The sequence below is a fragment of the Peptoniphilus vaginalis genome, assembly GCF_900176605.1.
GTDB classification, from domain to species: domain Bacteria; phylum Bacillota; class Clostridia; order Tissierellales; family Peptoniphilaceae; genus Peptoniphilus_A; species Peptoniphilus_A vaginalis.
This window is the reverse complement of the sequence record NZ_FXLP01000005.1, coordinates 514,233-528,601: the sequence shown is the minus strand read 5'-3', so window position 1 is coordinate 528,601 and position 14,369 is coordinate 514,233. Positions and strand designations below refer to the sequence as shown.

The 14,369-nt window shown below is 32.7% G+C and carries 15 protein-coding genes and 1 other RNA gene; all 16 read left to right on the top strand.

Annotated elements, in window-relative coordinates; all coding sequences use genetic code 11:
* Nucleotides 1-35: 35 nt before the first annotated feature.
* The 16 genes from CAN42_RS07355 (at nucleotide 36) to rnpB (ending at nucleotide 14,319) form a co-directional block, all read left to right on the top strand.
* Nucleotides 36-1,049, top strand: a complete 1,014-nt coding sequence (locus tag CAN42_RS07355) for a PhoH family protein (RefSeq protein WP_135100557.1) — start codon at nucleotides 36-38, stop codon at nucleotides 1,047-1,049.
* Complete coding sequence (gene ybeY / locus CAN42_RS07350; protein ID WP_062571554.1) at nucleotides 1,049-1,495, top strand: rRNA maturation RNase YbeY; 447 nt, start codon at nucleotides 1,049-1,051, stop codon at nucleotides 1,493-1,495. Before CAN42_RS07355 ends, ybeY begins: the two co-directional genes overlap by 1 nt.
* 4 nt (nucleotides 1,496-1,499) lie before the next feature.
* Nucleotides 1,500-2,207 carry a diacylglycerol kinase gene (locus CAN42_RS07345; RefSeq protein WP_085876150.1) on the top strand — a complete coding sequence of 236 codons (708 nt, stop codon included), beginning with the start codon at nucleotides 1,500-1,502 and terminating at the stop codon, nucleotides 2,205-2,207.
* A 1-nt stretch (nucleotide 2,208) separates the two neighbouring features.
* Nucleotides 2,209-2,619, top strand: a complete 411-nt coding sequence (locus CAN42_RS07340) for a cytidine deaminase (RefSeq protein ID WP_085876149.1) — start codon at nucleotides 2,209-2,211, stop codon at nucleotides 2,617-2,619.
* Nucleotides 2,609-3,514, top strand: a complete 906-nt coding sequence (gene era, locus CAN42_RS07335) for a GTPase Era (protein ID WP_085876148.1) — start codon at nucleotides 2,609-2,611, stop codon at nucleotides 3,512-3,514. Before CAN42_RS07340 ends, era begins: the two co-directional genes overlap by 11 nt.
* The gene (gene recO, locus CAN42_RS07330; RefSeq protein WP_085876147.1) at nucleotides 3,498-4,202 is read left to right on the top strand and encodes a DNA repair protein RecO; all 705 of its coding nucleotides are present in this window, start codon (nucleotides 3,498-3,500) and stop codon (nucleotides 4,200-4,202) included. The genes era and recO overlap by 17 nt, the downstream gene beginning before the upstream one ends.
* Nucleotides 4,203-4,212: 10 nt before the next feature.
* On the top strand, nucleotides 4,213-5,097 hold the full coding sequence (locus tag CAN42_RS07325; protein WP_085876146.1) for a glycine--tRNA ligase subunit alpha: 885 nt from the start codon (nucleotides 4,213-4,215) through the stop codon (nucleotides 5,095-5,097).
* Complete coding sequence (gene glyS / locus CAN42_RS07320) at nucleotides 5,090-7,159, top strand: glycine--tRNA ligase subunit beta (RefSeq protein ID WP_085876145.1); 2,070 nt, start codon at nucleotides 5,090-5,092, stop codon at nucleotides 7,157-7,159. The genes CAN42_RS07325 and glyS overlap by 8 nt, the downstream gene beginning before the upstream one ends.
* Before the next feature lie 12 nt (nucleotides 7,160-7,171).
* On the top strand, nucleotides 7,172-7,801 hold the full coding sequence (ccpN, locus tag CAN42_RS07315) for a transcriptional regulator CcpN (protein ID WP_062571547.1): 630 nt from the start codon (nucleotides 7,172-7,174) through the stop codon (nucleotides 7,799-7,801).
* Nucleotides 7,802-7,809: 8 nt separating this feature from the next.
* Nucleotides 7,810-8,631 carry a pyruvate, water dikinase regulatory protein gene (locus tag CAN42_RS07310; RefSeq protein ID WP_085876144.1) on the top strand — a complete coding sequence of 274 codons (822 nt, stop codon included), beginning with the start codon at nucleotides 7,810-7,812 and terminating at the stop codon, nucleotides 8,629-8,631.
* 4 nt (nucleotides 8,632-8,635) lie between these two features.
* On the top strand, nucleotides 8,636-9,649 hold the full coding sequence (locus CAN42_RS07305; RefSeq protein ID WP_085876143.1) for a deoxyguanosinetriphosphate triphosphohydrolase: 1,014 nt from the start codon (nucleotides 8,636-8,638) through the stop codon (nucleotides 9,647-9,649).
* Nucleotides 9,650-11,440 (top strand): DNA primase, encoded by a 1,791-nt coding sequence (dnaG, locus tag CAN42_RS07300; protein WP_085876142.1) that lies wholly within the window; start codon nucleotides 9,650-9,652, stop codon nucleotides 11,438-11,440.
* Nucleotides 11,433-12,521, top strand: coding sequence for an RNA polymerase sigma factor RpoD (gene rpoD / locus CAN42_RS07295; protein ID WP_062571544.1), 1,089 nt, complete (start codon nucleotides 11,433-11,435; stop codon nucleotides 12,519-12,521). The genes dnaG and rpoD overlap by 8 nt, the downstream gene beginning before the upstream one ends.
* Nucleotides 12,518-13,210, top strand: a complete 693-nt coding sequence (locus CAN42_RS07290) for a tRNA (adenine(22)-N(1))-methyltransferase (RefSeq protein WP_085876141.1) — start codon at nucleotides 12,518-12,520, stop codon at nucleotides 13,208-13,210. Before rpoD ends, CAN42_RS07290 begins: the two co-directional genes overlap by 4 nt.
* The gene (locus CAN42_RS07285; RefSeq protein WP_085876140.1) at nucleotides 13,194-13,970 is read left to right on the top strand and encodes a Nif3-like dinuclear metal center hexameric protein; all 777 of its coding nucleotides are present in this window, start codon (nucleotides 13,194-13,196) and stop codon (nucleotides 13,968-13,970) included. Before CAN42_RS07290 ends, CAN42_RS07285 begins: the two co-directional genes overlap by 17 nt.
* A gap of 25 nt (nucleotides 13,971-13,995) precedes the next feature.
* Nucleotides 13,996-14,319, top strand: an RNA gene (rnpB, locus tag CAN42_RS07280) — RNase P RNA component class A.
* Nucleotides 14,320-14,369: the final 50 nt, after the last annotated feature.

The window sequence follows — 14,369 nt, the reverse complement described above, 5'->3', positions numbered from 1 at the left end:
GTATTATTAAAGTCACGTTTAAGGGGGTATATTTTTTGACTAAAATGGAAAAATCCATTGAAATTAATGATATAAACTTAATGTCAATTTTATTTGGCAAGCTAGATGAAAATATTGCTCTTATAGAAAAAGAACTTGGGCTTAGTATTAAATCCAAAGCAGACAAGATTTTTATAAGTGGGGAAGAAGATGTAGTTGGAGATGGGGCAGTTCTTTTGACAAACTTAGTTGAAACTGCTAGGCAACAAAATTCTTTAAGCTTATCAGATGTAAGATATGCGATTTCACTTATTAAAAATAATGAAAAGAGACCAGTAGCAGAGCTCTTAAAGGATACCTTGGTTTATACATCTATGGGCAAGCCCATAAGAGCTAAGACTCTTGGTCAAAAGAGATATATTGATAATATAAATAATAATGACATTGTTTTTGGAATCGGACCAGCTGGTACTGGAAAAACATACCTTGCTATGGCAGCAGCAGTTCGTGCCTTTAAGGCAAAGGAAGTTAACAGAATTATTTTGACAAGGCCTGCTGTAGAAGCTGGAGAAAACTTGGGTTTTCTTCCTGGAGATTTACAAAATAAAGTAGATCCTTATTTAAGACCCCTTTATGATGCATTGTTCGAGATACTTGGACACGACACCTATAACAATTTATTTGAAAAGGGACTTATTGAGGTTGCACCACTTGCTTATATGAGGGGTAGAACTCTTGATTCAGCCTTTGTTATCCTGGATGAGGCACAAAATACAACTAATGAGCAAATGAAAATGTTTTTGACAAGACTTGGATATGGATCTAAGGCTATTGTCACTGGCGATGTTACACAAATAGACCTACCAAAAGGTAAGCAATCTGGTCTAAAGACTGTGTTGAAAATTCTTGATGGAGTAAAGGGAATTGGGATAACTTATCTCAATAAAAATGATATTGTTCGTCACGCCCTTGTTCAAAGGATAATAGATGCTTATGAAAAATATGAAAAGACAAATGAAAAGGCTAAAAAGGTAATTGAGGCTAAGAAGTCAAAGAACTGGAGAAAGTAATGGAAGTTTATTACGATGACAGACAAGATGATATAGAAATAACTGATGAAATAAAATCTTTAGTTGAAAAATCTATTGCTTCTGTTTTAAAAGTTGAAGGTCTTGATGATGAAGTTGAAGTATCTGTTTCCTTTGTTGGAGATGAAGAAATTAAAAATTTAAACAGGGATTACAGGGGAGTAGATAAATCTACAGATGTTTTATCTTTTCCTATGGATGATGAATTTATTATAGACAAGAGGATTCTTGGAGATGTTATAATAAATACAAGAAGAGTAATGGAGCAAGCAGAGGAGCTTGGTCATTCTCATGAGAGAGAACTTTCTTATTTAACAGTACACAGTATTCTCCACCTTTTAGGATACGACCACATGGAAGAAGAAGACAAAAGAGAAATGAGAGAAAGAGAAAAGTTAGCCATGAAGGAACTTGAAATTTATAGGTGATTTTATGAAAAAAGGACGCTTTATTTCATCATTTAATTACGCAGTCCAGGGAATTATTTCTGTTTTAAAGACTGAGAGAAATATGAAGTTTCATTATCTTGCTGCTCTCGGAGTTATAATTTTATCACTTTTCTTTGATATATCATCTACAGAATTTCTATTAATGTTATTTGCCATTACACTAGTTGTATTTGCAGAAATGATTAACACTGCAATAGAGAGAACTGTTGATTTAGTAGTACAGGAATATAACCCTATTGCTAAGTATATAAAGGACGTATCGGCTGGAGCAGTTTTAATTACGGCGCTAAATGCTGCCGTTGTAGCTTATTTAGTATTTTATGACAAGTTTGCATCCTTTGGAGACTTGCTTTTATTTAAGATAAAAAATATGCCAAATCACTTGGCCTTTGTATCCTTGCTAATAATTATCATAGCAACAGTTGGAGCCAAGCTTATAATGGCTAAGAAAAGTGGAGGCACTTATTTTCAAGGAGGAGGTCTAAGTGGACACTCTGCAATTTCTTTTTGTGCAGCCACAATTATAACTATGATAGCAGAAAACTCTCTTGTGACACTTTGCTCCTTTGGACTGGCCTTTCTCGTTGCAGAAAGTCGTGTTGAAGGAAAAATTCATAAGGTTTCTGAAGTTGTCGTTGGAGCAATCTTGGGAGTTTGCGTTGCAATATTTGTATTTAAGGTAGTTGGTTAAAATGGAATATAAAAAATTGATTGAACTTGCACTTGATGCAAGAGATAATATGACATATACACCTTACTCACACTTTAATGTGGGGTGTGCAGTTGAGATGGAAGATGGATCAGTTTATGTTGGCGGCAATATTGAAATAGCTTCTTATTCTCCAACTAATTGTGCAGAGAGAACTGCAATATTTAAAGCAGTATCTGAAGGTAAGAGAGAAATTAAAAAAATAGCTATAGTTGGGGACAGTGATTATACATTCCCTTGTGGAGTTTGTAGACAGGTTATTCGTGAATTTTCAAAAAATCCAGAAATAATAATAGCAAGTTCTACTGAAGACTATAAAATATTTGGAATGGAGGAAATTTTGCCTCATTCCTTTGGTCCAGAAGACCTAGATGGAGATGAAAATGATAGATAAAATTTTTAAATCGGGCTATGTATCAGTAATAGGGAGGCCCAATGTTGGGAAGTCTACCTTATTAAATGCAATAATTGGAGAGAAAATTTCAGCTATTTCTTCAAAACCCCAAACAACCAGGCAAAATATTACCTTTATCCACACAGATGAAGATGCACAAATAATATTTTTAGATACACCTGGAATACAAAAACCAAAAAATAAGTTGGGAGAGTTCATGCTAACTGAATCAAAAGAGGGTATAGAAGATTCAGATGTGATTACCTATATAGTTGACACTTCAAAAAAAATTGGTAGAGCTGAAAGATCAATTATAGATATCTTAAAAGAATACAAGGGGAAGCTACCTATTATACTTTTAATAAATAAGGTTGATACAATAAGAAAAGATGAACTCTTAGAAATTATTTCAATGTACGCAGAAGAAGATATTTTTGACGAAATAATTCCTATTTCTGCTATGAAAAATGATGGAGTAGATATTTACTTAGGAAGTCTTAAAAAATATTTAAAAGCAGGACCGATGTACTATCCAGAAGACATGATTACTGACAAAAATGAGAGATTTATTGTCGCAGAAATCATAAGAGAAAAAGGACTTATGTACTTAAATGAAGAAGTTCCCCATGGTCTTGCAATCTCAATTGAAAAATTCAAAAAAAGAGAAGATAAAAATATGTATGATATTGATGCAAACATCTATGTTGAAAGGGATACTCACAAGGGAATTCTTATTGGAAAAAATGGTTCTATGTTAAAGAGAATTGGGACCGAAGCAAGAGAAGACGCTGAGAGACTTTTAGACGCCAAGGTAAATCTTCAAATTTGGGTTAAGGTTGAGAAAAACTGGAGAGACAGAGATAATTTGGTAAAGAGATTTGGTTACGACAAATAATTACACTCTAGGTATAGTCATAAATGAAATGGAATTTGGTGAATCTTCTAAGATAATTAAGGTTTTCACCAAGGAGTATGGGAAAATTTCCATTATGGTAAAGGGAGCTATGAGCCCTAAGTCCAGAAATTTAAGTGTTTCACAAATATTTGGTCTAAATGAATATCTCTTAAAAAAGGGACAAAGTTTTTTCTATATTAGTGATTCAAAAATCTTAGAGTCAAACTTTAAAATTAGGGAAAATTACGATAATCTAATTCATGCATCCCTATTATTAGAGATTATAGATAAATCATCTATAAGTGGTGAGGCTAACAAAAAAGCCTTTGATCTCTTAAGAAAAACCTTAAAATTTTTTAATTTTACCACAGATCCAATAGGACTTGCTCTTGCCTTTGAATTAAAATATCTTAGCTTTATAGGTTACAGACCAAAACTTGATATTAATGAAAAATCTTACTTTTCAATTAGGGAAGGAATAATTGATTTTCAAGATCCTTATTCCTTTTCACTAACAAGAAGAGATTTGCATTTTTTAAATTCAATTCTTTATGGCAAGCTTGAAGAATTAGAAAACATAGAAGATTTTGAAAAAAGCAGAAAAAAATACCTGCATAATATTATAATAAAGTATATAAAATACAATTTAGATATAAGCAGTTTTAAGTCTGACAAGCTGTTTAATTAAGGAGGAAAAAATGTATTTCCAAGATTTAATAATGACATTGGAAAATTATTGGAAGGAAAAGGGAGCAATAATCATGCAACCTTACGACATTGAAAAGGGTGCGGGAACAATGAATCCTAATACATTCCTAAGGTCTCTTGGACCTGAAGAATGGAAGGTAGTTTACGTTGAACCTTCAAGAAGACCAGCAGATGGTAGATATGGTGAAAATCCAAATAGGCTTTACCAACATCACCAATTGCAAGTTATTTTAAAACCATCTCCAGAAGATGTTCAACAACTTTATCTAGATTCTCTTTTTGCAATTGGAATCGATCCAAAAAAACACGATATTAGATTTGTTGAAGACAATTGGGAGTCTCCTACACTTGGCGCGTGGGGTCTTGGTTGGGAAGTCTGGCTTGATGGAATGGAAGTAACACAATTCACTTATTTCCAACAAGTAGGTGGAGTAAACCTTGATCTTGAAAGTGCAGAACTTACTTATGGACTTGAAAGAATTGCTATGTATCTTCAAAATGTTGAGTCAGTATATGACATTCAATACAATGAAAATATAACTTACGGAGAAGTATTTAAAAGAAATGAGTATGAACACTCTAAATATGCCTTTGAAACAGCTGATATTGATATGTTGAGAAAACTTTTTGATATGTATGAAGCTGAAGCTCAAAGAACTATAGATGAAGGCATTGTTATAGATGCCTACGACTACACTCTTAAGTGTTCACATGCCTTTAACTTATTAGACGCTAGAGGAGCTCTTTCTGTTTCTGAAAGGACAAGTTACATTCAAAGGGTTAGAAACCTTGCTAGAATTGTAGCAAAAACTCATTTAAAACACAGGGAAGAAATGAATTATCCCCTTCTAAATAGAGGTGAAATAAATGAATAATTACTTACTTGAAATTGGAGTTGAAGAGTTACCATCAAGATTTGTCAATATGGCAATAGAACAACTCAAAGAAAAATCACAAAAGTTATTGGTTGAAAATGAACTTGGATTTGAAGATGTGAAAGTTTATGCAACTCCAAGAAGGCTTAGTCTTATTATTGAAGGGCTAGATGAAAAGCAAAGGGATATTACAAAGGAAGTAAAGGGACCTGCCCTTAAGATCGCTTATGATGATGAAAAAAATCCTACAAAACCTCTTTTAGGCTTTATGAATTCACAAAAAATCACTGAAGAAGATATTGTTATTAAAGAAGTAAAGGGTACTGACTATGTTTTTGCACACATTTCATCAATAGGTAGAGACTCTGCAGAAATTTTAAAAGAAATAATTCCTGGTCTTATTAAAGATATAAATTTTCCTAAGAATATGCGTTGGGGCGGAAAAAATATTAGATTTGCTAGACCAATAAGATGGGTTGTTTCACTTTTAAATGATAAGATTGTTAAATTTGATTTTGAAGGAATTCAAGTTAGCAACATAACAAAGGGCCACAGATTTTTAGGTTCATCAGAAATAAAAATTGACAAGGTAGAAAATTACGAAAAATTGCTTAAAGACAACTATATAATACTAGATCAAAATAAGAGACGTGAAATTATTAAATATGAATCTACTAAGATTGCAAAATCATTAGGTGGAGAAATTCATGAGAATGAAGATCTACTAGAAGAACTTACTTACATTGTTGAGTATCCTACCCCAATTAAGGGAAGCATCAAGGAAAAATACCTAAGTCTTCCAAAGGAAGTTGTAACAACAACTATGATTGATCACTTAAGATTTACACCAATCTATGCCCAAGATGGGGGACTTTTGCCATATTTTATTACTGTAAGGAATGGTACAAGGGATTACGAAGATATAGTTATTGCTGGAAATGAAAAAGTTCTTGGAGCAAGACTAGAAGATGCTAAATTCTTCTATGATGATGATATTTCAAAACCTCTTGAAGATTATGTTGAAAATCTAAATGGAGTTCTTTTCCACGATAAGTTAGGAACAATGCTTGAAAAAGAAAAAAGAGATGGTGTAGTTGCAAATAAAATAGCAGAATCTCTTTCCTTTGCAGATGAAGCTATTGATGCAATAAAAAGGGTAGCCCACCTCTCAAAAGCTGACTTAACTACAAAAATGGTAATTGAGTTTACAGAACTACAAGGTGTAATTGGTGAAATTTACGCTTTAAAGTCCGAAGAAAAAGAAATTGTTGCAACTGCAATAAGAGAACAATATCTACCTAAGTTTGCAGGGGATAAACTTCCAGAATCAAGTGTTGGTTCAATATTCTCTCTTGCAGATAAAATTGATACTATTGCTGGACTTTTTGCTATTGGAGAAATTCCTACTGGTTCAGCAGATCCATTTGCACTTAGAAGGTCTGCCATAGGAATAATAAATATTATTAGAAATAATTCTTGGAAGTTTGATTTAGACGAAGCTGTGGAAACAAGTTTATATGAATATATTAATGATCTTGGTCTAACATTTAACCATGAGGAAGTTATTTCTAATGTAAGAGATTTCTTCTTTGGAAGAATTAAGACTATGCTTCAAGATGAAGGTATAAGATACGATATTATTGATTCTGTTTTAATTCCTGAAAGTGAAATCCATAATATCTTTGATAAAGCTAAAGAATTAAATGAATGGTTTAAGGAAGATAGAAGCAAGTTTGTTGATGCCTATAATAGAATTAATAACTTGACTAAGAATGTTGATTTACTTGAAGTAAATGAAGATTTATTTGAGGAAGAAGCAGAAAAAGATTTATACAAAAAATTTGTAGAAATTGATGGTAGCTTTAAGGAAGCCCTAGCAGAAGAAAATTACATGGATGCTATGGACTTATTAAATGACCTTGTACCATCAATTGATAAATTCTTTGATAATGTTATGGTAATGGTTGATGACGATAAGATTAGAGAAAATAGACTTGGACTAATCAATAGGATTGAGGAAAATATTCAAAATATATTAAAAATCGAAAATATTGTAGAATAGGTCGGTGAGTAAATGAAATTCAGCGATAGGCAGACTGAAATAATTGAAATTGTAAAAGAAAAGGGACCTATTACTGGCGATGATATTGCAGAAATTCTTGGGCTATCAAGGGCTACAATAAGATCAGACCTTTCTGTTCTCACTATGATTAATATATTAGGTGCACGACCAAAATTTGGATATTTTTATACAGGTAAATCCATTTTTTCTCAATTGTCAAAAGATCTTAAAAGTTTAAATGTTAAAGACTATATGTCACTTCCTTTTTCCTGTGACCAAAAGACTTCGGTGTATGATGTAGTAGTAGACCTTTTTATGGAAGACCTATCTTCTATGTTTATTACGGAAGGTGGTTATCTTGCTGGAATCGTATCTAGAAAAGATTTAATTAGGTTTATGATAGGGGATGCTGATATAAAAAAGACTCCTGTCAGTGTAATTATGACAAGGATGCCTAATGTTTTTTATGTAAACATTGAAGATAGTGTCTATAAGGCTGCCAATTTAATTGTGACAAAGGGTATTGACTCCCTTCCTGTTGTTAAAGTAAAAAATGAAAAGGATCTTGAGGTTGTAGGTAGATTTACGAAGACCAATGTTACAAGGCTTTTTGTAGATGTATGCGACCAAGAGATCGTATAGGAGGAGAAATGAATAAAGACGATAATCAACTCACTATTTTTGTAATTTCTGATTCAATTGGAGAAACTGGAGAGTTAATTGCAAAATCTTCTGCAAGACAATTTGAAAAAGAGAATTATGAGATTATTAGATATCCTTACCACAATAGTATTGAACAAATAAAACCAGTGCTGGAAAAGGCATCTGAAATCAAAAATAGTCTTATTGTTTATACAAATGTTGTTAAAGAAACTAGAGACTTTATTGAAGAAAAAACTCATGAGTTAAAGCTTCACACAGTCGATGTTATGGGTGAGCCACTACTTCAAATACAAGATATTTTAGGCTATGAACCTCTAAGAGAACCTGGTCTTATAAGAAGGCTTGACGAAAATTATTTCAAGAAAGTTGAGTGTGTTGAGTTTGCAGTTAAATACGATGACGGTAAAGATCCTCGTGGTGCAAAAAAAGCCGACATCTGTCTAGTTGGAATTTCAAGAACTTCAAAGACACCTCTCTCTATGTATCTTGCAAATAAATTATATAAAGTGGCAAATATTCCTCTAGTTCCAGAAGTTCCTGTGCCAAAAGAAGTATATGAAAAAGATGTAGACAAGATAATTGGTCTTACAGCTAATCCAGAAAAGATTATATCTGTTAGAGAACAAAGGTTAAAGTCTCTTGGGCTAACTTCTGGTGCAAAGTATGCAAACTACGATAGGATAAGAGAAGAATTAAATTATTCAAAACAAGTTATGGAAGAGCTTGGATGTTTTGTTATAGATGTATCTGACAAGGCAATAGAAGAAACAGCGGAAATTATTATTAACCACATGGAATCCAGGAAGTGATTAGATGAATCTTCGAGTTGAGAGAGAAAAACTTGAACATAAGATGTTATTTGAATATGCCACTTTTGCAGATTCAACTTTGGGGAGAAAAACGGAAGAAGAAAAATGTAATCTTAGGACTGACTTTCAAAGAGATAGGGATAGGATAATTCACTCAAAGAGTTTTAGAAGGCTAAAACATAAGACTCAAGTCTTTATTTCTCCTGAAGGAGATCATTTTAGGACGAGACTCACTCACACTCTAGAAGTTAGTCAAATAGGCAGGACAATAGCAAGAGCTTTAAGGTTGAATGAAGACCTAGTAGAGGCTATTGCTCTTGGTCATGATCTTGGTCACACACCTTTTGGCCACTCAGGTGAAGCTGTTTTAAATGAATTAAAGTCATCTGGTTTTATTCATGGAGAGCAGTCTTTAAAGGTAGTAGACTTTTTGGAAAGATCTGATCAAAGAATTGGATTGAATTTAACAGATGAAGTTCGTGATGGTATAGTAAATCATTCAGGCAGTGGAAATGCAAAAACCCTTGAAGGAAAAATTATTAAGTTTGCAGATAGGATTGCCTATATAAATCACGATATTGACGATGCCATTAGGGCAGGTATTATTTCTGAAGCTTCATTGCCTAAGGAGTTGACAAAAGTCCTTGGCAATACTTCTTCGAAAAGAATTAACAAAATGATTAATGCCTTAGTTGAAAACTCTTATGGCAAAGCAATTGTTGAAATGGAAGAGGAAGTTTATCAAGCTACAATGGAACTTAGACAGTATATGTTTAAGAATGTTTATATGGATTCTGTAGTAAAGAGTGAAGAAATAAAAATTAAGAGGTTATTAACAGAACTTTATAATTTTTATATGGAAGATTTAAGCAGGATTCCAGAAAATCACTTAAGTCTTTATGATGATAGAACTCACAATGATGAAGATATTGTGTCAGATTATATTGCAGGTATGACTGACACTTATGCTAAAAAACAGCTAAAAAATATTTTTATACCGAAGGGATGGAGCATTTAATTGTATGTAATAAATGACAATGTTCTTGATGAGATTAGAGATAGGGCAGATATTGTTGATTTAATTGGAGAGTATGTTGACCTTAAAAGGTCAGGATCCAATTATATGGGACTCTGCCCTTTTCATTCTGAAAAAACGCCCTCTTTTTCTGTTTCACCTTCCAAAGGAATTTTTAAATGCTTTGGATGTGGAGTAGGTGGAGATGTAATTACCTTTGTAATGAAAAGAGAAAATCTTAGTTTCCCTGAGGCTGTAGAATTTTTAGCAGACAAGTATAGTGTTAGACTAGAAGTTTATAAAGATGAAAATAAAGAAGCCCGTGACAAAAGAGATAGATTATATGAAATTAATAGGGAAGCTGGACTTCACTTTTTAAAAAATTATCAGACATCACAAAAAACGCAATTATATTTAAAAAATAGGATGTTAAATGATAAGACTATAAGGTCTTATGGAATTGGATACTCAAAAGATTCATGGACAGATCTCTACGATCACTTGACAAAATTGGGTTACAAGGAAGAGGAGCTTTTAGAACTTAATCTAATTTCAAAAAGTAAAAATGGCAACTATATAGATAGATTTCGCGATAGAGTTATGTTTCCAATAATCAATAGGAATAATAGGATAATAGGTTTTGGAGCAAGAGCTTTTGGAGATGAAAAACCAAAGTACTTAAACTCAAGAGAAACTCCAATATTTCACAAGGGAAATAATGTTTTTAATATGAATATTATTTCAAGAGAATCCACTAGAGAAAGAATAATCTTGGTAGAGGGCTACATGGATGTTATTTCTCTTTATAATAGTGGTATAAATTATAGTGTAGCAAGTCTTGGTACGTCACTCACTATAGACCAGGCCAATATTATAAAGAAAATGGCAAAGGATATTTACATTTGTTATGACAGTGACAATGCAGGTATTAATGCGACTTCAAGAGCTATAGATATATTTTTAGAAGCCTCTGTAAAACCAAAAATAATAGAACTTGAGGGCGGTCTTGATCCCGATGATTTTATTAAAAAATATGGAATGGAAGGCTTTGAAAATAAAATAAAGTCTGCCATTTCTTATATTGAATTTAAAATAAAAAAGCTCAAAGAGAATTTTAATTTAGAAGATAGTGAAGGGCTTAGCAATTTTACTATTGAATCAGCTAAGATTCTTTCAAGTATCATCAATCCTATTGAAAGAGATATTTTTGTAAAAGACTTTTCGAGAAAGTATAATATTTCCTTTGCAGCAATTGAAAATTATATTAATTATTTAAATAGAAATAAGCTAAAGGAAACGAAGAGAGAAAAATTGAAGGTAAAGAAAAATACAAATGTTGTGAAATCTAACAAGGCTAGAGCACAAGAGGAATTATTATCTTATTCTTTACTAGACAATGACATTTACAAGTATATCAAGAATAAAATTGAGGTTTTTTATTTTACAAATGCAATGACAAGGGCAGTATTCGAAGAGATACCTAGGCTTTATAAAGAAGAGATGGAAGTTAAGGACTTTCTATCACTTTTAGAGTCCAACAGACTTGTAGATATAGAATTTGTTGGGAATATACTTAGTATTATTAGTGAAATTCATGTTGATGACAAGATAGTTGATGAATTAATAAGAACTATTGAGGGAAATTATCTCCGAGATCGAAAAAACAAAATTCTCGAAAATATCGAAAAACTTCAAGGCGAAGAGAATAAAAATCTTCTACTCGAGGCTTTAAAAGAATTGCAAGAAATTAATTTGAAGCTAAACGAGTTGAAAGAGGAGGGCAAGTATGAGTGAAAATGTAAAAAACAATGAATCAATAGAGGAAATAAAGGACCAGCTCTTAAAGGATGGTAAAAAGGATGGTAAACTTACCTATGAAGAAATAGGTGATGCCTTCGAAAAATATGAGATTGATTCTGATGATATAGATGAACTATACAAGGTCTTTGAAAAAGAAGGCATTAATTTAGTTGATAAAAAAGATTCAAAAGATGATGACGATGAGGTAGATGTTACTAAAGAGGATTTATCTGTTCCTAAGGGTGTTACAGTAGACGACCCTGTAAGGATGTATCTTAAAGAAATTGGGAAAATTTCCCTTTTAACTGCTGAAGAAGAAGTTGAAATAGCAAAAAGAATGGAAGAAGGCGACGAATTGGCTAAGAAGGAACTTGCAGAAGCCAATTTAAGACTTGTAGTTTCTATTGCTAAGAGATATGTTGGTAGGGGTATGAGCTTCTTGGATTTAATTCAAGAAGGCAACCTTGGACTTATGAAGGCGGTAGATAAGTTTGACTACACAAAGGGTTTTAAGTTTTCAACATATGCTACTTGGTGGATTAGACAAGCTATTACAAGAGCCATTGCAGATCAAGCAAGAACTATTAGGATACCAGTTCACATGGTAGAAACTATAAATAAGCTTGTAAGAGTTCAAAGACAATTAGTGCAAGATCTGGGACGTGATCCTCTTCCAGAAGAAATTGCAGCTGAAATGAATTTAGACGTTGAGAGAGTTCGTGAAATTCAAAAGATTGCTCAAGAACCAGTTTCACTAGAAACTCCAATTGGAGAAGAAGAAGACTCCCACTTGGGAGACTTTATACCAGATGATGAAATTCTTTCTCCACAAGATGCTGCTACCTTTACTCTTTTAAAAGAACAACTTAACACGGTGTTAGAAACTTTAACTGATAGGGAAAAGAAAGTTCTAACACTTAGGTTTGGACTTGATGATGGTAGAGCTAGGACACTTGAAGAAGTTGGCAAAGAGTTTGATGTTACTCGTGAAAGAATTAGACAGATTGAGGCGAAGGCTCTTAGAAAGCTTCGTCATCCATCAAGGTCAAAGAAATTAAAGGATTATTTAGAATGATAAAATTATCAAAGAGGCTTAATAAAATTGCAGAACTTGTTGATTTTGGAGCTTCGGTAATTGATGTGGGCACAGATCATGGATATGTGCCCAATTTTTTATGCGAAAATAAAATCTCAAGGGACGTTATTGCAACAGATATTTCAAAAAATTCTCTGGAAAAATCTATAGAACTCACAAGAGAATTAGGGAACGAGAAAGAAATTAGAAACATTTTGGCAAATGGAATTGTAAATGAAGAGAGGGACAATATAATTATTGCAGGTCTTGGTGGAATTCAAATTGCTGAGATAATCGCTAAGTCCATTGACATTGCAAAGTATTCAAAAAAATTAATTTTGCAGCCCATGCAAAAGACTAACATCTTGCGTCGTGAATTAAATAATATGGGTTTTGAAATTTTTGATGAAGAAATTATCTATGAAGATGAAAGATACTTTGAGATAATACTTGCTAAATTTTTAAACTATAAAAATGAGGACTTAAAAGAAGAGGACTTTTATTTTTCAAAAAAATTAATTGAAAAGAAAGATAAGATTTATCTTGAATATCTTAAGGAGAAGAAAGATTATTTAAGGTCTATTATAAAAAGCTTTGATCCAAATAGCCAAAGGTCAAAGAAGAGGAATCAAGAATTAAATAGTTTACTAAAAAAAGTGGAGGAGGCAATTGATGAAATATCAAGTTGAAGAAATAAAAAATTTTATGGAAGCTTGGGCAAAAAATGAATACCAACTTTCTTGGGACAACTCTGGTAGTCAAATTGAACTTAAAGAAGAAACTGGAGCAGTAGTTCTCGCTATGGATGTAACAGATAAAGTTGTAGACAAGGCTATAGAGATGGATGCAAAATTAATTATAAGCCATCACCCAATGTTTTTCACTGGCTCAAAAAATATTGTTGAAGGAACTTATCTTGGCGACAAGATAATAAGACTCATAAAAAATAATATTTCTGTTTTTTCTTATCACACTTCAATGGATATAGCTGAGGATGGAGTTAATGATACTTTATTTGAGAAATTATATTTAAAGAATAAGTCTGTATTAACTTATGAAGAAGACAAACCGATGGGTCTTATTGGTGAATTTGAAACAGAATTGCCGCTTAAAGATTTAGACAAGTTCTTAAAAGATAAACTACAAGTTAGTAAAATTAAATATTATGGAAGAGAAGAAAAAAGTATTAAAAAAGTTGCAATCCTTGGAGGAAGTGGATCAGACTTTATTAGTCAGGCTAAGGAGGCAGGAGTAGATGCCTACATTACTTCTGATATCAAGTACCATGACGGACAAAGAGCCTATGAAGACGATTTAATTTTAATAGATGTGGGACATTTTTTTTCTGAAAGAATAATTCTTCCAAAGATTAAGAAGAAGCTTGAAGAAAACTTTAAAGATTTAAATTTTTATATCCAAGAGACATCAAGCTTTGAGCTTGATATTTAAGGACTTAAGTGGTAAGATTATCTGGTAAGTAAATTGGTCAACTGCACATATGTGAGGAAAGTCCGCGCTCCACAGAGCAGGGATGCTGGCTAACGGCCAGTGGGGGTGACCCCAAGGCTAGTGCAACAGAAATATACCGCCCTAGGGTAAGGTTGGAAAGGCGAGGTAAGAGCTCACCAGGTCATTAGTGATAATGATGCTATGTAAACCCCATTCGGAGCAAAACCAAATAGGAATAACAGATGTTGCTCGCATCTGCCGGTAGGTAGGTTGCTAGAAATTATAGGTAACTATAATTCAAGATTGATAGTTGACAAAACAGAACGCGGCTTATAGATTTGCTTACTACATACAAATAAATACAAATTTAAACAAAAGTTACAAAAAAGTTAAAATTAT

Bases quoted from the DNA above. Each gene is read 5' to 3' on its own strand.
- ybeY (WP_062571554.1), top strand. From the start codon at position 1,049: ATGGAAGTTTATTACGATGACAGACAAGATGATATAGAAATAACTGAT.
- CAN42_RS07345 (WP_085876150.1), top strand. From the start codon at position 1,500: ATGAAAAAAGGACGCTTTATTTCATCATTTAATTACGCAGTCCAGGGA.
- CAN42_RS07340 (WP_085876149.1), top strand. From the start codon at position 2,209: ATGGAATATAAAAAATTGATTGAACTTGCACTTGATGCAAGAGATAAT.
- era (WP_085876148.1), top strand. From the start codon at position 2,609: ATGATAGATAAAATTTTTAAATCGGGCTATGTATCAGTAATAGGGAGG.
- CAN42_RS07325 (WP_085876146.1), top strand. From the start codon at position 4,213: ATGTATTTCCAAGATTTAATAATGACATTGGAAAATTATTGGAAGGAA.
- glyS (WP_085876145.1), top strand. From the start codon at position 5,090: ATGAATAATTACTTACTTGAAATTGGAGTTGAAGAGTTACCATCAAGA.
- ccpN (WP_062571547.1), top strand. From the start codon at position 7,172: ATGAAATTCAGCGATAGGCAGACTGAAATAATTGAAATTGTAAAAGAA.
- CAN42_RS07310 (WP_085876144.1), top strand. From the start codon at position 7,810: ATGAATAAAGACGATAATCAACTCACTATTTTTGTAATTTCTGATTCA.
- CAN42_RS07305 (WP_085876143.1), top strand. From the start codon at position 8,636: ATGAATCTTCGAGTTGAGAGAGAAAAACTTGAACATAAGATGTTATTT.
- rpoD (WP_062571544.1), top strand. From the start codon at position 11,433: ATGAGTGAAAATGTAAAAAACAATGAATCAATAGAGGAAATAAAGGAC.
- CAN42_RS07290 (WP_085876141.1), top strand. From the start codon at position 12,518: ATGATAAAATTATCAAAGAGGCTTAATAAAATTGCAGAACTTGTTGAT.
- CAN42_RS07285 (WP_085876140.1), top strand. From the start codon at position 13,194: ATGAAATATCAAGTTGAAGAAATAAAAAATTTTATGGAAGCTTGGGCA.